Source organism: Verrucosispora sp. WMMD703, from assembly GCF_049178935.1.
GTDB classification, from domain to species: Bacteria; Actinomycetota; Actinomycetes; order Mycobacteriales; family Micromonosporaceae; genus Micromonospora; species Micromonospora sediminimaris.
The window spans coordinates 3,124,635-3,148,390 of record NZ_JBMHMM010000004.1; the positions used below are offsets into that span (position 1 = coordinate 3,124,635).

Consider the following 23,756-nt stretch of genomic DNA (forward strand, 5'->3'; position numbering starts at 1 on the left):
ACACCCCAGCAGGCGGCCTTGCCACGACGCCGATCACCCTCGGTGATAGTCGGCCGGAGGGCGCTGCGCATGGTGCCGATAAATGAGCGGCTTTCGCTGGTCAGCGAGCTGGCTTTTCGCAGCTCGCTACAGCGCTAAATCGGGGGTACACAATTGTTACCGCGACTACGCCCAGACCAACGCCCAGCAACTCCAGGCCCTGCTCGGCGAGACCGGCTGACGTCCCCGCCGCCGTGCCCGGCGTCGTGCAGAGCCGAGGATGCGATCACGGCGGCCCGGCCCGGCGGTGCCCGGCTGCTGGGTACGCGCAGCAGTGGCCACTTTCCGTAGACCTGCCCTAGCCCGTCCGGCCTCCCACCCTGCTCCCTTTGCTCTGCTTCAACCCACGCAAAGAACTACTCTCCGTGTCGATACGGCCGTGGGTTCATCGGTGCCCCCGCCGCATCTCACCAGCTTGTGGACTAGTGCGTGGAGTGAAGCAGAGCAAAGGGGCTGAACAGGGGTAGCGGGGGTGACGTCAAGGCTGTCACTGAGGGTTAGATGGGGCGGCGATCGATGCTGTCACGGAGGGTGATGGCTGTTTCGGTGACTCGCGCCTGACCGCCAGCGGTTCGAGTGCGATGGGGGCGCGGGCGGTTCTCACCCGGGTGGGGTGAGGGCACCTCACCTTGCGGCAACCGAGGATGGGGTCAAGCGGGCGACGCGCCGTTGGCGATCGTCCGCGCGGAAGCGACACCACGGAGGTGACCGCGATGACCGTTCGGGTCGTACCGCATCGGCGGCGAACCGGCGTCCTGCGCACCGTCGGAGCGTCCGAGCAGCCTCGACGGGTCGCCCGGGCCGGCCGCGACAGCCCGATCCGGTACCGGCGCGGCCCGGTGGGTCCGCCGCGACGTCACGACGACCGACGGTGGGAAACCGACCTACGGGGGTGGACAGATGGCTGAGCAGTTCCAGTCCGCGATCGAGTCCTCGATGGACAAGACCAACCTGATCCTGAAGGACATCGAGCAGGCGTACGGATGGCCGAAGGAGCAGCGCAACCAGTCGTACGCCGCGTTGCGTACCGTGTTGCACCTGCTCCGCGACCGGATGCCGGTGCAGGAGAGCGTGGAGTTCTCCGCTCAACTGCCGGTCGTGGTGCGGGGCATCTACTTCGACGGCTGGCAGCCGCAGAACGTGCCGATCAAGCTCAACCGGGACGACTTCCTCTACGAGGTCCGCCAGGGCTTCCCGTACGACGTGGCCGGCGGCCCGGAGCGGGTGGTCCAGGTGGTGCTGGACACCCTGCGTCGGCACATCACCCAGGGCGAGTGGGAGGACGTCAAGGGCACGATGCCCGCTGACCTCGCCCGGATCATGCCCTGACTCCGGGCCCGTCGTGACCCGCCCCGCCCATTGTGGGGTGGGTCGACGCGCCCGGTTCGCCGGGCCGGCGGCCCCGGCCCTACCAGAGGTCGAAGTGGAACACCTCGAAGGAGGTGCCGTAGCGCACGCCCAGCCGGGCGCCGACCGGCCGCGCGCCGCCCTCCAGGAACTCCTCGGCGTCGAAACTGCCGTCGCCCAGGCCGGTCAGGTACGCCTCATGGGCCAGCAGCGACGCGACCCCCTGGTCGAACGTGGCGGTGGTGTCCACCCCGTGGCGGGAACGCGGCGACGAGGCCGCCCACACCTGCCGTACGCGGCCCCACGGTTCGACGCCGTCGGTGAGCTGCTCCGGGAAGATCCACCGGTTGCCGGCGTCACGGACCGCGTCCAGGGTGGCCCGCCCCACCGCGATGTGGTCCGCCTGGTTGAGCACGTCAGCGCCGTCCCAGGTGGCCCGGAAGTTGTTGGTGATGACGATGTCCGGGCGGTGCCGCCGGACGACTGCGGCCAGTTCCCGGCGCAGCGGTACGCCGTACTCCAGCACCCCGTCGGGCAGGCCCAGGAACTCGACCGTGTCCACGCCCACCAGGGCTGCCGACTCCCGCTGCTCTCGCTCGCGTACCTCTCGGGCACGCGGCGGCGGCATTCCGTCAATGCCCGCCTCGCCGCTGGTGACCAGGCAGTAGACGATCTGCTTGCCCTGCCCGGTCCAGCGGGCGATGGCGGCGGCGGCACCGAACTCCAGGTCGTCGGGATGGGCCACGATCGCCAGGGCGCGCTGCCAGTCCTCGGTCACCGGCTCCAGTGGTTCAGTCATGAGCACCTCCGTCGGTGTGTCCGGCAATCCTGCCACCCGAGGCGCTGGCCCGCCCGCAGCGGCGAACTGGTCATGTCGGATGGTTCGGGCGATTACGGTGGGACCAGGTGTGTGGTTAGAGAAGATCGGGAGCGGGGTACCACCCGCGGCAGGACGCAACCGACCAATGGCGGCGGGGGCGGGTCAATCCGAGGGAGCACGATGCCACTCAACGACGATGACATGCAGACCACCAGCGGCGGCGGGGCTGAGGGTCCGGCCGACGGCGGCGCCACTCCGGGTCAGCACGACGGCGGTGCGGACGGTAGCGCCGAGGGTCCGGCCGACGGCGGCGCGACCCCGGGTCAGCACGACGGCGGTGCGGACGGTAGCGCCGAGGGTCCGGCCGACGGCGGCGCGACCCCCGGTCAGCAGGACGGCGGCGCCGACGGCGCAGCCCGGTAACGGATCGCCATGACGTATCTCGACCCGCCGGGCGGCCACGGCCGCCCGGCGGCTTCGTCTCCGGCCGCCGTGCCGTCCGGCCTCGACGAGCCCGCCGATCGGGCGTCGGCCGCGGTCGCGTTGGCCCGCTGCGTCAGCGTGGAAGCGGCGAAGTTCGCCGCCGCGCACTGGGGGCGCACCCCGCTGTTGTCCCGCGCCGACGAGTTGCCCAACCCGGCCGGCTTCACTGATCTGCTCAGCCCCGCCGACGCCGACGAACTGCTCAGCCGGCGCGGCCTGCGTACCCCCTTCCTGCGGGTGGCCAAGGACGGCCAGGTGCTGCCGGCGGCGCGGTACACCGGCGGCGGTGGCGCCGGCGCCGAGATCGACGATCAGGTCCTCGACGAGAGGATCCTCCAGCTGTACGCCGACGGTGCCACCCTGGTCCTGCAGGGTCTGCACCGCACCTGGCCGGCGCTGATCGACTTCACCCGGGACCTGAGCCTGGCCGTGGGGCAGCCGTTGCAGGTCAACGCCTACCTCACCCCGCCGGACAGCCAGGGTTTCGCCACCCACTACGACACCCACGACGTCTTCGTGCTTCAGGTAGACGGCCGCAAGCACTGGCGGATCCATCCGCCGGTGCTGCCCGACCCGCTGGAGCGGCAACCATGGGGCGGCCGCGCCGACGAGGTCGCCGCGACCGCACAGGGGCCCGCCGCGCTGGACGTCGTCCTGGAACCGGGTGACGCGCTCTACCTGCCCCGGGGTTGGCTGCACAGCGCCCAGGCGCAGGAATCCAGCTCGCTGCACCTGACCGTCGGTGTCCGGGCGTTGACCCGGTACGCGTTGGTCGAGGAGTTGCTCGCGCTGGCCGCCGAGGACCAGCGACTGCGGGCGACCCTGCCGTTCGGCGTCGACGTGGCCGATCCGGACGCCATCGAACCGGAGCTGACCGAGACGGTCGAGGCACTGCGGGAGTGGCTGCTGCGGGCCGACCCGGCCGCCGTGGCCGGCCGGTTGCGGCAACGGGCCTGGTCGGCGTCACGTCCGGCGCCGATCCGGCCGTTGGCTCAGGCCGCCGCGATCACCACGCTCACCGCCGACAGCCGGGTCACCGTCCGGGCGGGCCTGCGCTGGCAGTTGGTCGCCGAGGGCGAGCGGGTGGCGCTGCGGCTGTTCGACCGTACGGTCACCCTGCCGGCGCAGTGCGGACCCGCGGTGCGGGCGCTGCTCGCCGGCCCGGCGGTCCGCGTCGGCGACCTCCCCGGCCTGGACACCGACGCCGACCGCCTCACCCTCACCCGCCGCCTCCTCCGCGAGGCCGCCCTCACCCCCGCCTGATCGTCCCGCCGCCCAGCTCACCGTGATCAAGAAGTTTGCGTCGGTCTCGCCGGAAATCCCGACGCGAACTTCTTGATCAACGAGGGGGGAAGGGTGGTCAGGGGAGGGGGAGGGCCAGGAGGAGAAGAGTGACGGTGAGGCCGGCGATGACGACGATGAGGACGGGGCGGGGGCTCAGCACGGCGTGGCGACGGTCGGCGATCAGGCGCGCCGGGATCAGGCCCAGCACCGGGCCGAGCAGCGTCACCACCAGAGCCAACACCGGCAGGCCGACAGCCAGGTCACCGTCGTTGCGGACACCCAGGGCGCGGGCGACGGCGCCCAGCGCGTACGCCAGCACCGCACCGCCGACACCACACAACGCCAACAGCGGATTGACGTTGCCCGGCAGCTCGCCGGGCTGACGGGTACGGCGCAGCAGATCGCGTACGGCGTCCAACAGCGCGACCGGATCGCCGGTCGCGTCCGGCGCAGGCGCCGGCGGTGCCCCGGCCCGTCGCCCGCCACCGCCCAGCCGGCTGTTCAGCTCCTGCCACAGCACCGCCACCTCGGCGTCCACCCGTTCCTGTGCCTCGCGCGCGGCCGCCAGCTCCCGCTCGGCCTGGTACACCTCGTCGGCGGACTCGGCCACCGCTCGGTCGGCCGCCGCACACTGCTGGTCGTACCAGTTTCGCGCCTCGTCGCGCTGCTCGCGCACCCGGGCGGCCAGCTCGGCGAGCCGTCGCAGCTGGGCGGTGTACGTCTGGCTGGTGACCGGTTCGTTCATCGGGCCGGCCCGTAGGGAATGATGGTCTGCCCGGTCCGGTGCACCGCCCGGTCGAAGAAGAGCCCGCGCCACGGGCGGGGGTACCAGTCCGGTCCACCGCTGCCCGGGTACAACGACGGGCCCAACTCCCCGCCGTGGGTGTCCAGCGCCACCCAGGCACCGATCTGATCGGTGCGGGCGCCGGTGCCACCCAGGTCGGCGCGCATCCGGGCCACCCCACGCCACCAGGCCAACACGTGGGTACGCCGTTCGGGGCCGTCGTGCAGGATCCGGCGCAGGCTCTCCAGCCCGGTGGCCCGGCCGGTGCGTGCGGCGAGCGTCCCAGCCGCCGCATCGACGGCGAACAGCAGCAGATAGTGAGGTGCTCCGGTGGCGCCGGGCGCACCCAGTGCGTCGGCCGTCTCGGCCATCAGCTCGGCCACGGTCTCCTCGTCGTACCAGGCGGCGTCGTCGGCGAGATCCTCGTACAGGGCCCGGGCTGCCGGGTCGGCGTCCGGATCCAGGCAGGCGATCGAGAAGCGGGCGCTGCCGGGGCGGTGCTGCCGGGCCAGCGATCGGGCCGCCGAGTCCAGCACCGCGCACGCCTCGTCGACCCGGGTACCCAGCACGGCCAGGTTGCGGCCGGGTGCCCGGGGCAGGCGCAGCACCGCCGAGCGGGCCTGCACGTCGATGATCTCGCCGAGCAGCGCGACCGGCCCCCGGGGCGTACCGACCTCCGGCGCCCGCAGCGCCCGGAAGTCCGGCGCGTCGGCCAGCCGAGGAACGGCGTCGCCGTCGAAGAGACGGGCGGGCGACGCCTCCGCCGGACGCATCCGCCACAGCCGGTGCTGCAGGTCGCTCCACGTCTCCCAGTCGCTGGCCGACGGGATCCGGGCCACCTGGTTGCCCTCGGAAAGGCCCGACTCGGCGTTCACCACGGCGTGGAACTTCGGCAGCGACTGGGCGGCGTCGTTGCGTTCGGCGAGGATGCGCAGCGCTTTCGGCAGCGCGATCCGCAGGGTGAACTGGGCCACCAGCGCGGGTCGACCCCACAGCGCCTCGATGCCGCGTACGTCCTGTGAGGCCAGCACCAGGTGGATGCCTTGGGAGCGGCCCCGGCGGGCCAGGTCCTCCAACAGGTCGGCCGCCTCCCGGGCGACCGCGTCCCGGCCGGCCAGCAGCATCTGGAACTCGTCGACCACCGCGACGATGCGCGGCCAGTGTCCGGTCGGGTCCACCGCGCGCAGCTCGGCCAGCTTGGTGACCTCGTGTTTCTTGGCCGCGTCCGCCCGTCGGCGCAACTCTTCGGCCAGGAAGCGCAGCAGCGCCAGGCCGAACTCCCGGTCGGTGTTGACGTTGATGCCGACCAGCCGCATGTGCGGCAGCCAGCTCGGGTCCCGCCGGCCCTGGGCGAACCGGGCGAAGGACACCCCCTCCTTGAAGTCCAGCAGGTAGAACTCCAACTCGGCGGGGGAGTACCGGGCCGCGAGGGCCCCGATCCAGGCGAAGATCAGGTTTGTCTTGCCGGTGCCGGAGGGGCCCCCGATCAACGCGTGCGGTGGATAGTCGCCGAGGGTGAGCAGCACCGGCCGGCCCTGTGGTCCCTCACCGATCGGCGCGGTCAGCCCGGTCGACGAGTCCTCCCGCCACATCTGGTCGGCCGGCGGCAGCAGATCGGTGAACGGGGTGGGCGCGGGGCCGGCGCTGACCACGGAGGCGATGTCCCGGCAGGTCTCGGTGACCAGGGAAGCCGGCGGAGGCGGGTCGAGCCGGACCGGCAGGCTGCCGATCCGGGCGCCGTCGGCGGTCACCGTCACCCGGGTAACCGCTTGTTGGTCGGGCACCGGCACACCCCGCACGATCAGGTGGACCCCGCAGGCCGCGCCGGCACGGACCACCCGGTCGAGCTGGCCGCGCTCGTGCCGGGACAGTTCGTCGCCGCCGAGCAGCACCGCGACCCGCCACGGCTCCGGCCGGCGTCCCGTCGCGGCGGCCAGGTCGCGCAGCGACGCGTGCTCGCCGGCCAGGACGGTCTCGTTGATCCGGCGGATCTGTTCCACCAGGTCGTCCAGGAGTCGACCCAGACCACCCGGGCCGACGAAGGTGAGCAGCCCCGCCGGACCCAGCGGAGCGAATCCGGCCAGCCCGCCGCCGAGCCGGTCCGGGTCGTAGCCGACCAGCCGTACGCTGCCCGGTGCCGCCCGGCCCAGGCTGCGCAGCAGCAGCGCGGCGACCACGGCGGCGCAGCCGTCGGCGTCCCCGTCCAGCGTCACGTGCCCGGAATCGAGCAGCGGTACCAGTGCCGGTACCGGCTCGGTGCCGGCCAGCCGTACGGTGCCGATCCGGGTCGCTCCCGGTGGTTCGGCTCGCTCGGCCGGGGTGGGGCGCCACCCAGGCCAGTCCGCCGAACCTGCGCCGGGCGCCTCCCGGGCCGCAGCCTCGGCCGCCTCCCGGGCCAGCACCGCCAACCGTGCCGCGTGCCGGGAGTCGATCTCGGCGAGGCGGCGGTCGCGTTCGGCGCCGACACGCTCCGGCACGCCGGCGGCGGCGCGACGTATCCGCACCGCCCGATCGTGGGCCGCCGAGAGCGTGATCTGTGCCGTGGCCGACCGTTGCCGGGACGCGCCGAGTGCCTCGGCGAGCAGTTCCCGGACGCGGGTGACCAGCTGATTGCGCCGGTCAGCCATTGATACCGCGCCTCGGCTGGCTGACTGGCTCGTCGGGGGAGGTGGGCCGGCCGTGGGAGGGCCGGTCGCCGGCACCGGGCTCGGGCGGCAGGTCGCGGCCGAGACGGTCGAGCAGGACGCCGGTGAGCACCCCGGCGGTGACCGCCGGGTCGGCGGCGTGCGGCTGCTCGCCCTCGCCGCGCCGCGGCGGAGGCATCCGGCAGACCCGGCTGAGCAGGGTTTCCAGCACCGGGGCTGGCAGGCCGGGGAGCAGGTCGCGGACCCGACCGTCCAGTTCGCGGTGCAGCCGGGCGAGGTCGTCGCCGCGCGGCGGATGACCCAGCAGTTCGCTGGCGAGGTCGCGCAGCAGCGGCGGGGCCACGGCGGCCAGCCCCAGACCGACGTCGGCGTGCGCGCCACGTAGCTCGCGGTGCAGCCGGTCGCGATCACCGGCCCGGACACCGCGTACCACCCGGTGCAGCAGTTCCCGGGAGTCAGCGATGCGTTCGTCAGGTTGTTCCGCCGGACCCTCCCGCTCGCCGGTCAGCTCGGCCACCCGCACCGACCACCAGCGACGCAGCCGCACCTCGCCGGCGGGTTCGGGCGCGGCGACCACCGGTTCGGCCGCCCCGGGCGCGTCGTGCACCGGCCGCCGTTCGGGCTGCCCCGGCGTCGGTGGCGCGCCGTCGGGGGCCAGCCCGATCGCGGCGAGGTACGCGGTCAGCTGCTCCTGGGCCAGCCGCAACGCGTAGCCGGCGGTTTCCGCGTGCTCGGTGGCGGCGGACAGCTCCGGTACCCCCATCGGGTTGGCCGACTCCTGACGTACCCAGCGCAGCCGCTCACTGGCCAGGCCGAATTTCTCCAGCGCCTGCCCGAGCAGACCCAGCGGCAACTCCTCGGCGGCGGCGCGGACCTGCGCGCCGACCTCCTCGACGATGGACACGCCCGCCCCTACAGCGTCGAGACGTACTGCTGGGCCTGCTCGACCGCGACGAGTGTCGCGGCGAGGCACTCCTCCAGCTCCTGGCTGGCCTGGGTCAGCGACGCCTGCGCCGCCTCCACCGTGGTGTGACCGCTGCCCTCCAGCGCCCCGGCGAGGGTCTGCTGCGCCTCGGCCAGTTTCTCGCCGGCGGCCTGCACGGCGCTCTGACCGTCACCGATCTGCTGAAGTGCGACATCGATGGCTGCCTTGAGCTCGGCGACGCTCGCCACGCGGAACCTCCTGGGGGCGGGGAGGACTCCATTAGAGCCTATGCCGGTAGGGGACAGAACAACTGCCCTGTCAGTGTTCCTGCCCCGCTGACCGGTTGTCGACCATAGACGCCCCGGGTCCGATTCGTGGGACCGGTGGGCGGCCGCTCACCCACCGCCACCACCGGTCAGCCACCGTGGTCCCCGCACCTCCGCGCCGTACGCGGTGACCCGCTGCCGCAGCTCGCGGTCGGCAGTCACCACCACCCGTCGCCGCTGCCCGGTGCCGGCCACCAGGTCGACCACGGCATCGTCGCCGGAGCCGGCGGCGGAGACCACGCGTACTCCCTCGACGCCCGGCACGTCCCGGGCCGCCCCCTCCACCACCAGCACCACCTCGACCGGGGGTGGCAGTTCCGGCGGCAGACCCCGCCCACTCAGCGGGACGAGCGTGTCGCGTAGTCGGGCGGTGGCGCCGGCCCGGTCGCGCCACCAGCCGTTCGGGCGCGAGCCGACCACGTTGGCCGCGTCCACGATCAGCAGCGGTGTCGGTTCCATCCGTTCAGCCTGCCATCCGGTGTCGGCAACGGCTGGTTGGCCCTTCGTGGCGTTTGTCCGGCCGGCGCCGGGGTAGCCCGTGCCGACCGTCTCGCCCGACCGCGGAGGACAGACATGATTGGACCCGGTGACTTCGGCTCCGACCCGTGGGACGAGTTCCTGGCGCGGTACTTCGGTCGGGGCGAGGGCGGGCGACGCCCGGCGCATCGGGTCGACATCACCCGACTGATGACCGCGGACGCGCGGGAGATGCTGGCCGACGCGGCGCGTCGGGCCGCGCAGAAGCAGAGCAACGACCTGGACACCGACCACCTGCTCTGGGCGGCGTTGCAACGCGAGCCGCTGCGCGACCTGGTCCGGCGGGCGGGCGCGGACCCGGACACCCTGGTCAACGCCCTGGGCGGACGCGGTGACGGTGCACCACAGGGTGAGGTGCCGCCGAACCTGTCGTTGACCCCGGCGGCCAAGCGGGCCCTGCTCGACGCGCATCAGTTGTCCCGGGCGATGGGCGCCAACTACATCGGGCCCGAACACATCCTGATGGCCCTGCCGTTGAACCCGGAGTCGCCCGCCGGCCGGATGCTCGCCGCCGGCCGGATCCAGCCGGAGTCGTTGCAGGCCGCCAACGCCGAACGTGGTCCGGCCGGCGGGCCTCGACCGGACCGGGGCACGCCGACGCTCGACCAGTACGGCCAGGACCTCACCGACCTGGCCCGCAACGACCAGATCGACCCGGTGATCGGGCGCGCCGACGAGATCGAGCAGGCGGTGGAGATCCTGTCCCGGCGTACCAAGAACAACCCGGTGCTGATCGGCGAGGCCGGTGTCGGCAAGACCGCGATCGTGGAGGGACTGGCGGAGCGGATCTGCGACGGCGACGTGCCGCAGACACTGCTCGGCAAGCGCGTGATCCAGCTCGACCTGGCCGGCCTGGTCGCCGGAACCCGGTACCGGGGCGACTTCGAGGAGCGGCTGAAGAAGGTGATCGACGAGATCCGGGCCCACCGGGAGGAGCTGATCATCTTCCTGGACGAGATCCACACCCTGGTCGGTGCGGGCGGCGCGGGCAGCGAGGGCGGCATGGACGCCTCCAACATGCTCAAGCCGGCGCTGGCCCGCGGCGAACTACGGGTGATCGGCGCGACGACCCTCGACGAGTACCGGCGCAGCATCGAGAAGGACGCCGCGTTGGCCCGGCGTTTCCAGCCGGTGTTCGTACCCGAACCCAAAGTCGAGGACACCGTGGCCATCCTGCGCGGGCTGCGGGACCGCTACGAGGCACACCACCAGGTGCGGTTCACCGACGAGGCGTTGGTGACCGCCGCGGAACTGTCCGACCGCTACCTCACCGACCGTTTCCTCCCCGACAAGGCCATCGACCTGATCGACCAGGCCGGCGCCCGGGTCCGGCTGCGCACCCGGACCCCGGACGCCGACGTGCGCGACCTGGAACAGCAGCTGGAGGAGGTACGGCGGGACAAGGAGCAGGCCGTCGCCGACGAGCAGTACGAACGTGCCTCCGCGCTGCGCGACCGGGTCGCCGAGCTGGAGAGCCAGGTGCACCGGGCCCGCGGCGATGACGGCAGCGGCAACCAGGTGCCGGAGGTGGGACCGGAGGAGATCGCCGAGGTGGTGTCCCGGGCCACCGGCATCCCGGCCAGCCAGCTCACCGAGGAGGAACGGGACCGGCTGCTGCGGCTGGAGGGTCAACTCCACGAGAAGGTCGTCGGGCAGGACGACGCGGTCACCGCGGTCGCCGAGGCGGTCCGTCGCTCCCGTACCGGCCTGGCCGACCCGAACCGGCCGATGGGCAGTTTCCTGTTCCTCGGCCCCACCGGCGTCGGCAAGACCGAACTGGCGCGGGCGTTGGCCGAGGCGCTGTTCGGTGAGGCGGACCGGATGGTCCGGGTCGACATGAGCGAGTTCCAGGAACGGCACACGGTCAGTCGACTGGTCGGTGCTCCGCCCGGCTACGTCGGGTACGAGGAGGCCGGCCAGCTCACCGAGGCGGTCCGTCGCCGCCCGTACGCGGTGGTGCTGCTCGACGAGATCGAGAAGGCCCACCCGGACGTGTTCAACGTGCTGTTGCAGGTGCTCGACGACGGGCGACTGACCGACAGCCAGGGCCGCACCGTCAACTTCAAGAACACCGTACTCATCATGACGAGCAACCTCGGCTCCGAACTGATCACCGGCACCCAGCGCGCGGTCGGCTTCGGCGCCGGCGAGCCGGGGCAGGAGAGCGACGAGCTGCGGGAGCGGCTGATGCGCCGGTTGCAGGAGAACTTCCGCCCCGAGTTCCTCAACCGGATCGACGAGGTGATCATCTTCCGTCGGCTGGAGGCCGAGCAACTGCGCCAGATCACCGAACTGCTGCTGGAGGAGACCCGTCGCCGGCTGCACGCCCAGGACATCGAGGTGGACTTCACCGCCGCCGGCATCGACTGGCTCGCCGACCACGGTTACCAGCCGGAGTTCGGCGCCCGGCCACTGCGCCGGGTGATCCAGCGGGAGGTCGACAACCACCTGTCCCGGATGCTGCTGGAGCAGCAGATCTCACCCGGTCAGCGGGTCACCGTCGACGCCCGGGACGACCGGCTGGCCTTCGACGTGGCGGCCGGCCGGGGTCATGCCAGGGCGGCGACCTCGCATCCCCGCTGACCGGAAGGGTACTGATGACCGAACCGGACGAGGCCCGCGAAGACGAGCGGACCGAGGCGATCCTGGCGTCACCGACGGCCAACCCCGCCCGGGTGCAGGTGCCGCCGGAGGGGCTGGGCGGGCAGACCGACGAGGGGCACCCGGAGGAGTCCGGGTCGCCGCCGGCAGAGGAGGGCTGATGGTACGCGAACAGCGACTCGACCCAGAGGTGGAAGTGCTCTGGGAGAACTTCCACGCCGAGGTCAACGTGCCGTCCGAGCAACTGCGACAGTGGCTGCTGACCCGCGGCTCCGGCGAGAGCGCGTTCGGCCCCGACCCGGACCTGAACCTGCCGGAGCCGGGCCGGCAGATCCTCGCCGTGCTGCGGAAACGCAAGGTCGACCTGACGCCGGAGGACATCGACGTGATGCGTGACGCCGTCGAGCGGATCCGATCGCTTACCGCCGCCAAGCCCGGCCGGGGCAACTCCGACGACGAATGGCGGCACAGCCTGCTCGACCTGGGACACGACGTGCTCGTCGAACGCTGACCCGCCACGGTCGTCCCCGGCGCCGCCGCATCGCGCCGGGGACGACCGTGTGCCCGGGCGGGCTACTCGGCTTCGAGGCTGGCGATGGCCAGCCCGGCGGCGTCGGCGGCGGCCTGCCGGTCGGCGCGGGTCTGCTCCTCGCGGGTGAGCAGGTTGGCGTACTCGGCCAGGTCGGCCGGGTCGGGCACCTCCGGCAACCGGCGCAGGAACGCTTCGCACTCGCGGACGGCGGCGGTGTGCGCGGCGGCAGCCCGACGAAGCAGTTCGCGGTCGTCGGCGGCGGGATAGAGGTCGGTCATACCCGCCCCTTACCCGCGCTCAGCCGGTTCGCACCCGATGCGCCGCCACCACCGGCGCGGGTCGCCGAACGCCGAACGCCGGGTTCCGCAGCAGCCAGGCCAGGTACGCCGGATGCGGTGCCAGGGCATCGGTGTACGCGACCAGGGCGGTCTCCAGCACCAGGTCGGCGGTGCGGGCGGCGGCCGACTCCGGGTGCCAGCCCAGCATCAGCCGCCAGCGCAGCGGCGCATCGACCAGCCGGCGGGTCACCAGACCGGCGACCGGCCGGAACGTGGCCTGACACAACGCCACCGCCTCGCCGGCGTCGACCAGATCGATGCAGCTGCGCACGTCGGCCTCGTACACCTTGCGGGGGGTGAACCCGGCCCGGGCGCAGGCGGCGGCGAAGCAGTCGCCGAAGCAACCGTCCCCCGGGGCCGCCACCCACTGCTCGTGCCGCAGGTCGGCCAGGTCCACCTCGTCGCGCCCGGCCAGCGGATGGGTCTCCGGCAGCAGCACCATGACCGGGTCGACCGCGACCTCCCGCCAGCTCAGCCCGTAGTCCGCCGACGGTGTCGAGTCACCGCAGACCCCGGTCAGCGCGTAGTCCAGCCGTCCGCCGGCGACCAGCTGGGCCAGCTCGTCGACCGACCAGGAGGCATGCGTGCTGATCTGCGCCTGCGGTTGCTCGGCCGCCAGCCGGTGCACCAGCCGACCCAGGATCGGGCTGTTCACTCCGCCGAACCGGTACCGGCGGGGGGCGTCGCCCGCGCCGGCCAACCGGGCTGCCTCGTCCTGCAGGCCCTTCATCGCCGGCAGCAGCACCCGGGCCCGGGCGAGCACCAGCTCGCCGAGGGCGGTGGGCCGCGCGCCGCGCCGGTCCCGTTCGAACAGCGGCCCACCGAGGGTGCGTTCGATCCGCTGGAGCTGGGCGGTCAACGCCGGCTGGGCCAGGCCGAGCGTCGAGGCCGCCTTGGTCACGCTCCCTGTCTCCGCGATGGCGCAGACCACCCGCAGGTGGCGCAACTCCAGGTTCATAGCGTGACGGTAGGGCCACGGCGCAGCCGGCGGTAGTGCCTGGACGGATCAACGACCATGAACGTGGCGTGGGTCTCTCACCGAGGTGGCGGCTCGGTCAGCTCACCCAACTGGGTGTGCCGACCGGCGAGGACGTCCCGAACCTTGTCGACCACCCCGACCGCCGGCTCGACGATCCGGTTCCACGGCGGGTTGTGCGGCACCGCCGGATGCGGTCGGGTCGGTGCCGCCTCCTCGGCGATCTCCAACCGGTTGCCGAGCCGGATCAGCTCCTCCTCGGTGGCGGAGGCACACAGCCGCTGCATCAGCGGATCGACCGCACGGGCGTGCGCCTCGACCCGGGCGGCGATGTCGGGCAGGTTCTCGTCGGTCAGCTCCCGCAAGGCGCGCAGCAGCTCGACGTCGCCGGTCAACACCTCGTCGACAAGCGGGTTCGCGCCCTCGACGGCGTGCCGGACGGCGGGCAGCAGGTACTGCTCCTCGCCGGAGAGGTGCCGCGACAGGGCGGCGACCAGGACGTCGCGGCCGTGCTCCGGGTCCGGCCCGGGCTCGATCAGGCGCCGGGTCAACTGCAGCAACTGCCGGTGCTCCTCGGCGACCAGGTCGGCGATGCTGCGCCCGGTGGGCTGGTAGGCGTCCCCGGGGGTGGGTGGCAGCGGCGGCAGATGGACGGACATGGTCGCCTCCTGGGCGGGCGGGCGGAGCGACGAGAGGGCTTCGACGGGCATCGGGCAGGCGCGGCAGTACCCGCGGCCGCCCGAACCGAAACTCTAGGCTGATATGAAGGCACGATGACGAGCGACGCCCACGCCGCCCTTCCCGCGCCGACCGACGAGGTCGTCGAGCTGTGCCGGGATCTGCTGCGCATCGACACCACGAACACCGGCGACAACGCCACCAGCGTCGGCGAACGCGGCGCGGCCGAGTACGTCGCGGAAAAGCTTGCCGATGTCGGCATCACCCCGGTCGTCCACGAGTCCGCGCCCGGTCGGGCCAACGTGGTCGCCCGGATACCCGGTGTCGACCCCGGCCGTGGCGCGCTGCTCGTGCACGGGCACCTGGACGTCGTACCGGCCGATGCCGACGAGTGGTCGGTGCACCCGTTCTCGGGTGAGCTGCGCGACGGCTACCTGTGGGGTCGCGGTGCCATCGACATGAAGGACTTCGACGCGATGGTCCTGGCGGTGGTACGCCACTGGCAGCGTACGGGGGTGCGCCCACCACGGGACATCGTGCTCGCGTTCACCGCCGACGAGGAGGCGGGCAGCGAGTACGGTGCGCACTTCCTGACCACCCGGCACCGTGAGCTCTTCGACGGCTGCACCGAGGGCATCGGTGAGGTCGGCGGATTCTCGTACACGGTGGACCCGGCGCGGCGGCTCTACCTCATCGAGACCGCTCAGAAGGGCATCGACTGGCTGCGGCTGTACGCCAAGGGCCGGCCCGGGCACGGCTCGATGTTGCACGACGACAACGCGGTCACCGCGCTGGCCGAGGCCGTGGCCCGGATCGGCCGGCACCGCTTCCCGGTGGTGGTCACCGACACCGTGCGGGCCTTCCTCGAGGAGGTCTCCGAGGTGCTCGGGATCGACCTGGACCCGGACGACCCGGAGGCCGCCATCGCCAAGCTCGGCCCGATCGCCAACATCGTCGGCGCCACCATCCGCAACACCGCGAATCCGACCCGGCTCGCCGCCGGTTACAAGGACAACGTGATCCCCGGCCGGGCCAGCGCCACCATCGACTGCCGCAGCCTGCCCGGACAGTCGGAGCTGCTGGAGCGGCAGCTGCGGGAGCTGATCGGCCCGGACATCGCCATCGAGTACGTCCAACGGCAGCCGGCGCTGGAGACCACCTTCGACGGCGAGCTGGTCGCGGCCATGGGCGCCGCGCTGCGGGCCGAGGACCCGGGTGCCCGACCCGTGCCGTACATGCTCTCCGGCGGCACCGACGCCAAGGCCTTCTCGCAGCTGGGCATCCGCTGCTTCGGGTTCGCGCCACTGCGCCTGCCGGCCGACCTGAACTTCTCGGCGCTGTTCCACGGCATCGACGAGCGGGTCCCGGTGGACGGACTACAGTTCGGCGTGCGGGTTCTCGACCGGTTCCTGCGTACCTGCTAGACATCCTGGATTCTTCGTGAAGGGGACGCCTCACATGACCGACCAGCACGGTGAGCTGGACGCCGCTCTCGAGCGCGTGATCGAAGCGGCCCGCCACCACCTGGCCGCCGTCCGGGCCGCGCAGGGCCGGATCGACGACGACGACGTCTGGCAGGCGTACGTCGCGCTGAACAATGCGTCGTTCGCCTACGACGAGCAACTCATGGACGCCTTCGGCGAGGTCACCCCGTGGGACGTCGAGTCCATCGACCCCGACGAGGCCGATCAGCGTTTCGCCGGCGGCGAGGGCGTCGAGTCGACTGACCCGCACCCGCAGGTGATCTCCGTACGCCAGCGGCGTGACTACCGGGTGCCGAGCGTCTCCGCGCTGATCCGCATCGCCGAGGCCGCCCGCCGCGAGGGCGTGCCCGGCGACGAGGAGGTGCCGCCGGTGGAGGGCGTCGGCGAGGCCGTGCTGGAGCTGCTGCAGAGCGGCGACGGCTCGCTCGGCGCGCTCGACGTGCCGGAGCTGGAACCGCTCGACGGTGTGGTGATGGTCAGTGAGGTCGGTACCCCGGTCGACCTGGAGTCGTTCGCCGACGACGACCCGGCCGGTCCGTTCCAGCCCGGCGTCGACGACCGCCTGGTCGGCCGCCTCGACGAGCACCCGTTCCTGGAACTCGACGACGAGCACGACCACGTGCACTGACAGCACAGGCTGTCCCATCGGTCACCGGGCCGGCCGGTACGGTCGGCCCGGTGGTTGCCGCACCGCCGACGGTCAGTACGACAGGCCCGGCTGCGGCTGGTTGACCCGTCGGCGGCGCAGCATCACCTGCCGCGTACCGTCGCGGAACAGCCGCACCCGGGCCAGCTCCCAGCCGGAGTATTCCGCTTGGATCGCCAGCTGCGCCGCGGCGGTCAACCGATCGACGTTCGGCGGTAACCGCAGCGGCGCGTATTCGTAGTCCATGGGGCCTATGCTGCCCAGTTGGACCCCGGAAGCGCCACCCTTCACCGGGTGATGCTCAACCATCGCGCTCCGGATAGCCGACCTCCAGCGCCGAAACGTCGTCCAGCGCCGTGGTGATCTCGTCGGGCAGGGTCATCCGTTCCACCTGAAGCGCCCCGAGCAGCTGTCCGGAGGTGCGGGCGCCGAGGATCGGGGCGGTCACTCCCGGCCGATCCCGGATCCAGGCCAACGCGACCTCCAGCGGGGAGACGCCGAGGCCACCCGCGGCCGTGGCCACCGCCTCCACGATGCTGGAGCAGCGCGGCTCCAGGTAGGTGGCAACAAAACGCTCGAAATGGGGCGACACCGCTCGGGAGTCCGCCGGGCGGCCGTGCCGGTACTTGCCGGTCAGCACGCCGCGACCGAGCGGGGACCAGGGCAGCACCCCCAACCCAAGCGCCTCGCAGGCGGGCAGTACCTCCCGCTCCACCCCCCGCTCCAGGAGTGAGTACTCCACCTGGGCGGCCACCACCGGGGCCCGCCCCGGCCAGGCCGCCTGCCAGGCCGCCGCCCGGGCGGTCTGCCAGCCGGAGAAGTTCGACACGCCGACGTAGCGGACCCGGCCACTGGCCACCGCATGATCAAGTGCCGCGAGGGTCTCCTCCAGTGGAGTCTGCGGATCGTAGCCGTGCACCTGGAACAGGTCGACGTGGTCGGTGCCGAGCCGTCGCAGCGAGGCGTCCAGCGTGCGTAGCAGGTGCCCTCGGGAGCCGTCCCGGCGTCGGCTGCCGCCCGGTCGAAGCCCCGCCTTCGTCGCGATCAACAATTCCTCGCGGGGCACCAGGCTGCCCAGTAGCGAGCCGATCACCGACTCGGCGTCGCCGTCGCCGTACACGTCGGCGGTGTCGATCAGATTGCCACCGGCGTCGAGGTAACTCTTCAACTGCGCGGCCGCGTCGTCGGCGTCGGTGTCCCGGCCCCAGGTCATGGTGCCGAGCGCGAGCCGGGAAACCGCCAGCCCGCTGCGGCCGAGCGGTCGCTGCTGCATGGGTGAACCTTATTTCGAACCAGGGCCGGACGGATATCCTCGCTCCCGTCGAGTCTGCCCGCGAATCGGGGTGAGCCGGTGATCGTCCCGGCCACCCACACCGCGTAACCTGATGCGACTGCGGATGGGGGAGGACTCTGTGCGACTCGGGCTAAGCCTCGGATACCAGACAGCGTGGAGCACGCCGGCCGATCACCTGGCCCTGGCTCAGGAGGCGGACCGGCTCGGCTACTCGGTGGTGTGGGCCGCCGAGGCCTATGGTTCCGATTCGCCGAGCATGCTGGCCTGGATGGCCGGGCAGACCGAGCGAATCGACATCGGCAGCGCGGTGATGCAGATCCCCGCCCGGACGCCCGCGATGACCGCGATGACCGCGGCCACGATCGACTCGCTCTCCGGAGGACGGTTCCGGCTCGGTCTGGGTGTGTCCGGCCCGCAGGTCTCCGAGGGCTGGCACGGCGTACGGTTCGGCAAGCCGCTGGCCCGCACCCGCGAGTACGTGGACATCGTCAAGCTGGCGGTGGGCCGCAAGGAGGTCGCCTACGACGGCGAGTTCTACACGCTGCCGCTGCCCGACGGTCCCGGCAAGGCGCTGCGGCTGGGCTTCCACCCGCCGCGCGAACACATCCCGATCTACCTGGCCGCGGTCGGCCCGAAGAACCTGGAACTGGCCGGCGAGATCGCCGACGGCTGGTTGGCCGTCTTCTACGCGCCCGAGTTCGCCGAGGAGCAGCTCGCGGCGGTGCGTGCCGGCCGGGCCAAGGCCGGCAAGGAGCTGGCCGGCTTCGACGTGGTGCCGTCCGTGCCGGTCGTGGTCGGCGACGATCTGAACTCCTGCGCCGAGCTGGTCCGCTGGTACGCAGCGCTGTACGTCGGTGGGATGGGCAGCCGCCAGCAGAACTTCTACAACCAACTGGCCACCCGGATGGGCTACGGTGACGCCGCCCGCGAGGTGCAGGAGCTGTACCTGGCCAAGCGGCAGCGCGACGCCGCAGCCGCCGTGCCGATGGAGTTCATCGACCGGACCTCGCTGCTCGGTCCGAAGGAGCGCATCGCCGAGCGGATGCGCGAGTACGCCGAGGCCGGGGTCACCACCCTGTCGGTGACCCTCTTCGCCGCCGACCGCGACACCGGTGTGCAGACCCTGCGGACCGTCGCCGAGGCGCTGGACCTCTCGGGAGTCGGGGAGTGACCTGGATCGAAGCCATCGTCCTGGGCATCGTCCAGGGCCTGACCGAGTTCCTTCCGGTCAGCTCGTCGGGTCACCTGCGGATCACCTCGGCGATCTTCTTCGAACAGGACGCCGGAGCATCGTTCACCGCGGTCACCCAGCTGGGCACCGAGGCGGCGGTGCTGCTGTACTTCGCCAAGGACATCTGGCGTATCGGCCGAACCTGGGTCGTCGGCATTTGGGACAAATCCGTCCGTTCCAGCCTTGACTACCGCATGGGCTGGTACGTGATCATCGGTTCGATCCCGATCGGTTTCTTCGGCTTCCTGTTCAAGGACCAGATCCGGGAAACCGCCCGCAACCTGTGGGTGGTGGCCACCACCCTGATCGTGTTCGCCTTCGTGCTCGCCTTCGCCGAGTACTGGGGCCGGCAGACCCGTACGCTGCGGGACTTCCGGATGCGGGACGGCGTGGTGATGGGTTTCGCCCAGGCGCTGGCGCTCATCCCCGGTGTGTCACGCTCGGGAGCGACGCTCACCTTCGGTCTCTTCCTGAGCCTGACCCGGGAGACGGCGGCCCGCTACTCGTTCCTGCTGGCCATCCCGGCGGTGGTGATGTCCGGGGTGTTCAGCCTGGGTGACGTCTTCGAACCGGCGGCACCCGGCACCTCGGTACCCAGCGTCGCGCAGATGGTCGTCGCCACGCTCATCGCGTTCGGTGTCGGCTACGCGGCCATCGCCTGGCTGCTGCGCTACGTCGCGCATCACACCCTCTACATCTTCGTGCTCTACCGGGTCGCGATCGGCACGCTCGTCCTGGCCCTGCTGCTGACCGGGACGATCAGCGCCACCTGAGCCTGAGTTCTGGGGTGTGCGGCTCCGGCGCGGTTGCGGTTTAAGGGTGGTTGCTGTTTGGGGGCTGGGGGCGACCGTGCCCGGCTTCGGGCGGTCAGGCTTGATCCCTGCGCCGGGCACGGTCGCCCCCAGCCTGACCTGGTCCGCCTCCGCGCGAAGGTAGGCCAGCCGGCCCAGGATCCTGCTGTCTGCTGTCTGCTGTCTGCTGTCTGCTGTCTGCTGTCTGCTGTCTGCTGTCTGCTGTCTGCTGTCTGGTGTTGTTGGATGTGCCGCTGGCCGGCACCCGGGGTGTCGGGTGCCGGCCAGCGGCTTTCTGCTCCCCCTGTGGAGGAATGTCTTCGGTTGTTGTCTGACCGTGGTGGGGGTCAGCTGGTCCAGTGCTGGGCGACGAGGTCGGCGGCCTGCTGTTCCCACTGGGCGTAGTGGTCGGGGTAGGCCGACACCTGCACGGTCTGCGCTGCCTGGGTGAGGGGCATGTCCTGCCAGCCGTCGACCTGCTTCAACCCCTTCAGGAACGCCAGGGTCGAGTACTCGGGGTCGGTGATCTGCTCCACCGTGCCCCAACCCGACGACGGGCGCTGCTGGAACAGGCCCTGCGAGTCGTGGTCGTTGCGGTCACCCAGGTGACCCAGGTTCTCCAACTTCGACTCCTGCAGCGCGGTGGCGATCGACACGACCGCGGCCCGCTCGTCCATGCCGGCCTTCTTCGTCGCCGCGATGATCGCCTTCACATTGCCGACCTGCTCATCGTTCAACTCGATCATCGACTGGTTGCTCGGGGCGCCGTGCGGCAGCAACGTGCCCATGTCCGGCTTGTCGGCCTGGACGGCGGCAATCGGGGTGATCTGGGTGGGCTCGTTGCTTGTGGTGCCGTGGTTCAGAGGGCCGGCGGCGAGTCCGGCGGCGGCGGTGAGGCCGGCGATGCCCAGGATGCTCTTGCGCAGCGTGGTGTTCATGGGGGGCTCCTTCGCGTTCGGGGGTGAGGTCCGTCCCGCCTGCACAGGGGGTGGCGGTGGGACCGTGCACGTGGGGTGCCAGAAGGACTGGTGGGACCGTCGGCCTCTGGGGGTGGGCCGTTTCGGTTCCGAGGGTCTGGGCCGAACTGTCGGCCCGAAGGGGGTGACGCGTGGGGCGGTGCCACTTCACGCGCCGGGACCATGTCCAACGACTGACCGGGGCGGGTCATTCCCGTGTCCCGCCGGGCCCACCAGGGGGTAGGTGGGTAGGTGCTGCGTGGTCAGTCACCGGTTACAACGCCGACCGACCGCCGATCATTCCGTCCGGCCACCCGCCACCGCCCGCGAAAACCGGACACCACACCACACCACCGCACCCGCCGCGAATCCCGGACACCACACCACGCCACACCGCCACCCGCGCTCCACCCCACCGAGCCAAATGGCTCGCCGATTCACGACATGCGGCAAGTCGCGGTCTCCGGCGCCCGGGAAGGCCCGACTTGCCGCATCCGGCGCCCGCCAACGCGCAGCAGGCCCGAGCCAAGTCGCCCGCCACCCGAAACGCCGGGCTGCCGAACCACCACAGCCCCGGATCTTGGTCCGAAACCGCCCACCAGAGGGCCGAATCGCACCAAGATCTTCCCGCCACCCGCCACCCGCCACCCGCCACCCGCCACCCGCCACTCGCCACCGCGCAGCTGCGGCGTGGTGGCGAGTGGCAGGTGGCCGGGGTTGCCGTCGGGGGGAGTTGGGCACTGCCCTGAGGGGTGTGGGGCGAGGGCCTAGGGTTGTGCGGGTGGCGACACTTCTGCTCCTGCGGCACGGACGCACCACCGCAAACGCCGACGGTGGGCTCGCCGGTCGGCAGCCCGTCGAACTGGACGAGACCGGCCGAGCCCAGGCCACCGCAGTTGGTGAACGCCTACGGTTGGTGCCGTTGACGGCCGTGGTTACCAGCCCGTTGATCCGGTGCCGGCAGACCCTGGACCTGGCGTTGCCCGAGGCGTCGCCGGTGGTGGACGACGGCCTGATCGAGTGCGGGTACGGCAGTTGGGAGGGTCAGCCACTGAAGAAGCTGGCCAAGGAGCCGCTCTGGCCGGTGGTGCAGCAGCACCCCAGCGCGGCCGTCTTCCCCGGTGGCGAGGCGATGGCGCAGATGGCGACCCGAGCGGTCGCGGCGGTACGCGCCTGGGACGCCCGACTGAGTGCCGAAAACGGTCCCGAGGCGGTCTGGCTGGCCTGTAGCCACGGCGATGTGATCAAGGCCATCGTCGCCGACGCGCTCGGCGTACATCTGGATCTTTTTCAGCGGATCGTGGTGGACCCGGCGTCGGTGACCGCGATCCGCTACACCCCTCTGCGGCCCTTCCTGGTACGCCTCAACGACGTCGGCGGTGACCTGGCCGGCCTGGTGCCACCGCCGGGTAAGCGGCGTCGGCGGGCCCGCCGGCCGGCGGACTCGGACGCCGCGGTCGGCGGTGGCGCGGGGGCGTCCCGGTGAGCCGCCGGGCTCCGTGTTCCGCGGCGCGCACCGCGGGCGGGACACGCGGTGTCGGCGGCGTCGCTATTCGGGTCGGTGGGGTGCGCGCTGTGCGGGGCCGCCGGATAGGGTCGTGGGTATGACCCACCAGGTGCACGCCTTCGAGCCGCCGGAGCGGTTCGTCGCCGGGACCGTCGGGCCGCCGGGGGAGCGCACGTTCTTCCTTCAGGCGCGCGGCGGTGGCCGGCTGGTCAGCGTCGCGCTGGAGAAGGTCCAGGTCTCCCTGCTCGCCGAGAAGCTGGAGGAACTGCTCACCGAGGCCCAGCGTCGGTTCGGTGTGGAACTGCCTGAGGCTGCTGCCGTCCCGGTCGGTGACAACGACCCGCTGGAGACACCTGTGGACGAGGAGTTCCGGGTCGGCACGCTGGGCCTGGCCTTCGACGCGGACACCGCGACCGTGGTGATCGAGGCGATCGCGGTCGGCGAGGCGGAGACCGAGATCGAGCTTGGCGAGTCGGAGGAGGAGGACGACCCCGACGATGTCGAGCCCGACGAGGACCTCGACCGGCTCCGGGTCCGGCTGACCCCTGAAGCGACCCGCGCGTTCATCGAGCGGGCCCGGCGCGTGGTCAACGCCGGCCGGCCGCCGTGCCCGCTCTGCGGTCAGCCCCTCGACCCGGCTGGCCACCTCTGCCCCCGGAACAACGGCTACCACCGGTGACCTCGTCCGGCGTGGCTCCCCGACAGGACGGGGGTGCCGCGCTGCGCCTGTTGCGTGACGGTGAGCTGACCGTCGAAGGGCGGCTCGTCGATGCCTCGAACACCACCCTGCGTGGCGTTCTGAGCCTGGACGGAGCGTCGGCGCGGTGCGTGTACAAGCCGGTGCGCGGCGAGCGACCGCTGTGGGATTTTCCGGACGGCACCCTCGCGGGCCGCGAGGTGGCCGCCTACCTGGTCTCCGCCGCCACCGGTTGGGACCTGGTGCCGCCGACGGTGCTGCGGGACGGGCCGTTCGGGCCCGGTTCCTGCCAACTGTGGATCGACGAGCCGCCCGACGCCGAGCCACTCGTGGGTTTCGTGCCGGCCGACTCGGTGCCACCCCGCTGGTTCCCGATCGCGGCCGCCCGCGACGACGACGGCACCCCGTACGCGCTGGCTCACGCCGACGATCCGCGGCTGGCCCGCCTCGCGGTGCTCGACGCGGTGATCAATAATGCCGACCGCAAGGGTGGCCACGTCCTGGTCGGTCCGGACGACCGGATTCACGGGGTCGACCACGGGGTGAGCTTCCACGTGGAGGAGAAGCTGCGTACGGTGCTCTGGGGTTGGGCCGGCCGGTCGTTGCCGGCCGACGCCGTCGACATGCTCGGCCGCCTGTCCCGTCAGCTCGCCGGCCCGCTCGGCGAGGAACTGGCCGAGCACCTCACCCTCGGTGAGATCGCCGAGCTGACCGCCCGGGTCGACCGGCTGTGCGAGAGCGGTCGCTATCCGCAGCCGTCCCAGGACTGGCCGGCGGTGCCCTGGCCGCCGATCTGAGCCTGTCGCGTTGATCACTCTCGGGCCGGCGTGACGTC

Annotated in this window: 25 protein-coding genes; 13 read left to right on the plus strand and 12 right to left on the minus strand. The window is 72.0% G+C overall.

Going from position 1 to position 23,756, the window contains the following annotated elements; translation table 11 throughout:
- Nucleotides 1-939 precede the first annotated feature (939 nt).
- Entirely contained in the window at nucleotides 940-1,368 is a 429-nt protein-coding gene (locus tag ACN26Z_RS14875) for a DUF2267 domain-containing protein (protein WP_093402780.1), read from the plus strand.
- Nucleotides 1,369-1,447: 79 nt separating this feature from the next.
- Here ACN26Z_RS14875 and ACN26Z_RS14880 read toward each other — a convergent pair whose 3' ends face one another.
- Nucleotides 1,448-2,185, minus strand: coding sequence for a PIG-L deacetylase family protein (locus tag ACN26Z_RS14880; protein ID WP_170863362.1), 738 nt, complete (start codon nucleotides 2,183-2,185; stop codon nucleotides 1,448-1,450).
- Nucleotides 2,186-2,386: 201 nt separating this feature from the next.
- Here ACN26Z_RS14880 and ACN26Z_RS14885 point away from each other — a divergent pair, with 201 nt between their 5' ends.
- A complete protein-coding gene (locus tag ACN26Z_RS14885) occupies nucleotides 2,387-2,629 on the plus strand; it encodes a hypothetical protein (RefSeq protein WP_093402782.1) in 243 nt (80 codons plus the stop codon).
- Between the two features lie 9 nt (nucleotides 2,630-2,638).
- On the plus strand, nucleotides 2,639-3,952 hold the full coding sequence (locus ACN26Z_RS14890; RefSeq protein WP_282238758.1) for a cupin domain-containing protein: 1,314 nt from the start codon (nucleotides 2,639-2,641) through the stop codon (nucleotides 3,950-3,952).
- 97 nt (nucleotides 3,953-4,049) lie between these two features.
- On the opposite strand, the gene ACN26Z_RS14895 is transcribed toward ACN26Z_RS14890, so the two are convergent.
- From ACN26Z_RS14895 to ACN26Z_RS14915, 5 genes are all read right to left on the minus strand, one after another.
- Nucleotides 4,050-4,718, minus strand: a complete 669-nt coding sequence (locus tag ACN26Z_RS14895) for a hypothetical protein (protein WP_421461809.1) — start codon at nucleotides 4,716-4,718, stop codon at nucleotides 4,050-4,052.
- The gene (locus ACN26Z_RS14900) at nucleotides 4,715-7,384 is read right to left on the minus strand and encodes an FtsK/SpoIIIE domain-containing protein (RefSeq protein WP_421461810.1); all 2,670 of its coding nucleotides are present in this window, start codon (nucleotides 7,382-7,384) and stop codon (nucleotides 4,715-4,717) included. The genes ACN26Z_RS14895 and ACN26Z_RS14900 overlap by 4 nt, the downstream gene beginning before the upstream one ends.
- Nucleotides 7,377-8,306 (minus strand): hypothetical protein, encoded by a 930-nt coding sequence (locus ACN26Z_RS14905; protein ID WP_282238755.1) that lies wholly within the window; start codon nucleotides 8,304-8,306, stop codon nucleotides 7,377-7,379. The genes ACN26Z_RS14900 and ACN26Z_RS14905 overlap by 8 nt, the downstream gene beginning before the upstream one ends.
- An 8-nt stretch (nucleotides 8,307-8,314) precedes the next feature.
- Nucleotides 8,315-8,575, minus strand: a complete 261-nt coding sequence (locus ACN26Z_RS14910; RefSeq protein WP_092379879.1) for a hypothetical protein — start codon at nucleotides 8,573-8,575, stop codon at nucleotides 8,315-8,317.
- A 147-nt stretch (nucleotides 8,576-8,722) separates the two neighbouring features.
- Nucleotides 8,723-9,112: a hypothetical protein gene (locus tag ACN26Z_RS14915; RefSeq protein WP_282238754.1), complete on the minus strand. Its 390-nt coding sequence runs from the start codon at nucleotides 9,110-9,112 to the stop codon at nucleotides 8,723-8,725.
- A gap of 114 nt (nucleotides 9,113-9,226) precedes the next feature.
- Here ACN26Z_RS14915 and ACN26Z_RS14920 point away from each other — a divergent pair, with 114 nt between their 5' ends.
- From ACN26Z_RS14920 to ACN26Z_RS14930, 3 genes are read left to right on the plus strand one after another with little or no spacing between them, the layout of a single operon-like run.
- Entirely contained in the window at nucleotides 9,227-11,773 is a 2,547-nt protein-coding gene (locus ACN26Z_RS14920; RefSeq protein WP_421461811.1) for an ATP-dependent Clp protease ATP-binding subunit, read from the plus strand.
- A 14-nt stretch (nucleotides 11,774-11,787) separates the two neighbouring features.
- Entirely contained in the window at nucleotides 11,788-11,952 is a 165-nt protein-coding gene (locus tag ACN26Z_RS14925; protein WP_421461813.1) for a hypothetical protein, read from the plus strand.
- On the plus strand, nucleotides 11,952-12,302 hold the full coding sequence (locus ACN26Z_RS14930; RefSeq protein ID WP_421461814.1) for a DUF3140 domain-containing protein: 351 nt from the start codon (nucleotides 11,952-11,954) through the stop codon (nucleotides 12,300-12,302). The genes ACN26Z_RS14925 and ACN26Z_RS14930 overlap by 1 nt, the downstream gene beginning before the upstream one ends.
- Before the next feature lie 62 nt (nucleotides 12,303-12,364).
- Here ACN26Z_RS14930 and ACN26Z_RS14935 read toward each other — a convergent pair whose 3' ends face one another.
- The 3 genes from ACN26Z_RS14935 to ACN26Z_RS14945 all read right to left on the minus strand — a co-directional run bounded on the left by ACN26Z_RS14935 (nucleotide 12,365) and on the right by ACN26Z_RS14945 (nucleotide 14,296).
- Nucleotides 12,365-12,601, minus strand: coding sequence for a hypothetical protein (locus ACN26Z_RS14935; RefSeq protein ID WP_093402790.1), 237 nt, complete (start codon nucleotides 12,599-12,601; stop codon nucleotides 12,365-12,367).
- A gap of 19 nt (nucleotides 12,602-12,620) precedes the next feature.
- A complete protein-coding gene (locus tag ACN26Z_RS14940) occupies nucleotides 12,621-13,619 on the minus strand; it encodes a LysR substrate-binding domain-containing protein (RefSeq protein ID WP_421461816.1) in 999 nt (332 codons plus the stop codon).
- 77 nt (nucleotides 13,620-13,696) lie between these two features.
- Nucleotides 13,697-14,296 carry a hemerythrin domain-containing protein gene (locus ACN26Z_RS14945; protein WP_093402841.1) on the minus strand — a complete coding sequence of 200 codons (600 nt, stop codon included), beginning with the start codon at nucleotides 14,294-14,296 and terminating at the stop codon, nucleotides 13,697-13,699.
- A 114-nt stretch (nucleotides 14,297-14,410) separates the two neighbouring features.
- Here ACN26Z_RS14945 and ACN26Z_RS14950 point away from each other — a divergent pair, with 114 nt between their 5' ends.
- Together ACN26Z_RS14950 and ACN26Z_RS14955 are read left to right on the plus strand one after the other, a co-directional pair.
- Nucleotides 14,411-15,739 carry a M20/M25/M40 family metallo-hydrolase gene (locus ACN26Z_RS14950; protein WP_421461817.1) on the plus strand — a complete coding sequence of 443 codons (1,329 nt, stop codon included), beginning with the start codon at nucleotides 14,411-14,413 and terminating at the stop codon, nucleotides 15,737-15,739.
- Nucleotides 15,740-15,773: 34 nt separating this feature from the next.
- A complete protein-coding gene (locus tag ACN26Z_RS14955; protein ID WP_210935798.1) occupies nucleotides 15,774-16,427 on the plus strand; it encodes a hypothetical protein in 654 nt (217 codons plus the stop codon).
- Nucleotides 16,428-16,499: 72 nt separating this feature from the next.
- Here ACN26Z_RS14955 and ACN26Z_RS14960 read toward each other — a convergent pair whose 3' ends face one another.
- Both ACN26Z_RS14960 and ACN26Z_RS14965 read right to left on the minus strand, forming a co-directional pair.
- Nucleotides 16,500-16,691, minus strand: a complete 192-nt coding sequence (locus ACN26Z_RS14960; protein ID WP_093402794.1) for a DUF5703 family protein — start codon at nucleotides 16,689-16,691, stop codon at nucleotides 16,500-16,502.
- Between the two features lie 55 nt (nucleotides 16,692-16,746).
- Nucleotides 16,747-17,718 carry an aldo/keto reductase gene (locus ACN26Z_RS14965; RefSeq protein WP_093402795.1) on the minus strand — a complete coding sequence of 324 codons (972 nt, stop codon included), beginning with the start codon at nucleotides 17,716-17,718 and terminating at the stop codon, nucleotides 16,747-16,749.
- Nucleotides 17,719-17,857: 139 nt separating this feature from the next.
- Between ACN26Z_RS14965 and ACN26Z_RS14970 the strand changes: the two genes are divergently transcribed.
- Nucleotides 17,858-18,910 (plus strand): LLM class F420-dependent oxidoreductase, encoded by a 1,053-nt coding sequence (locus tag ACN26Z_RS14970; protein WP_210935793.1) that lies wholly within the window; start codon nucleotides 17,858-17,860, stop codon nucleotides 18,908-18,910.
- A complete protein-coding gene (locus tag ACN26Z_RS14975; protein ID WP_421461818.1) occupies nucleotides 18,907-19,743 on the plus strand; it encodes an undecaprenyl-diphosphate phosphatase in 837 nt (278 codons plus the stop codon). Before ACN26Z_RS14970 ends, ACN26Z_RS14975 begins: the two co-directional genes overlap by 4 nt.
- A 365-nt stretch (nucleotides 19,744-20,108) precedes the next feature.
- Here ACN26Z_RS14975 and ACN26Z_RS14980 read toward each other — a convergent pair whose 3' ends face one another.
- Nucleotides 20,109-20,699 carry a hypothetical protein gene (locus ACN26Z_RS14980; protein ID WP_421461819.1) on the minus strand — a complete coding sequence of 197 codons (591 nt, stop codon included), beginning with the start codon at nucleotides 20,697-20,699 and terminating at the stop codon, nucleotides 20,109-20,111.
- Between the two features lie 793 nt (nucleotides 20,700-21,492).
- Here ACN26Z_RS14980 and ACN26Z_RS14985 point away from each other — a divergent pair.
- The 3 genes from ACN26Z_RS14985 (at nucleotide 21,493) to ACN26Z_RS14995 (ending at nucleotide 23,718) form a co-directional block, all read left to right on the plus strand.
- A complete protein-coding gene (locus ACN26Z_RS14985) occupies nucleotides 21,493-22,203 on the plus strand; it encodes a histidine phosphatase family protein (protein ID WP_421461820.1) in 711 nt (236 codons plus the stop codon).
- 118 nt (nucleotides 22,204-22,321) lie between these two features.
- Nucleotides 22,322-22,903 carry a DUF3090 domain-containing protein gene (locus ACN26Z_RS14990; RefSeq protein WP_093402070.1) on the plus strand — a complete coding sequence of 194 codons (582 nt, stop codon included), beginning with the start codon at nucleotides 22,322-22,324 and terminating at the stop codon, nucleotides 22,901-22,903.
- On the plus strand, nucleotides 22,900-23,718 hold the full coding sequence (locus ACN26Z_RS14995) for an SCO1664 family protein (protein ID WP_421461821.1): 819 nt from the start codon (nucleotides 22,900-22,902) through the stop codon (nucleotides 23,716-23,718). Before ACN26Z_RS14990 ends, ACN26Z_RS14995 begins: the two co-directional genes overlap by 4 nt.
- Nucleotides 23,719-23,756 lie beyond the last annotated feature (38 nt).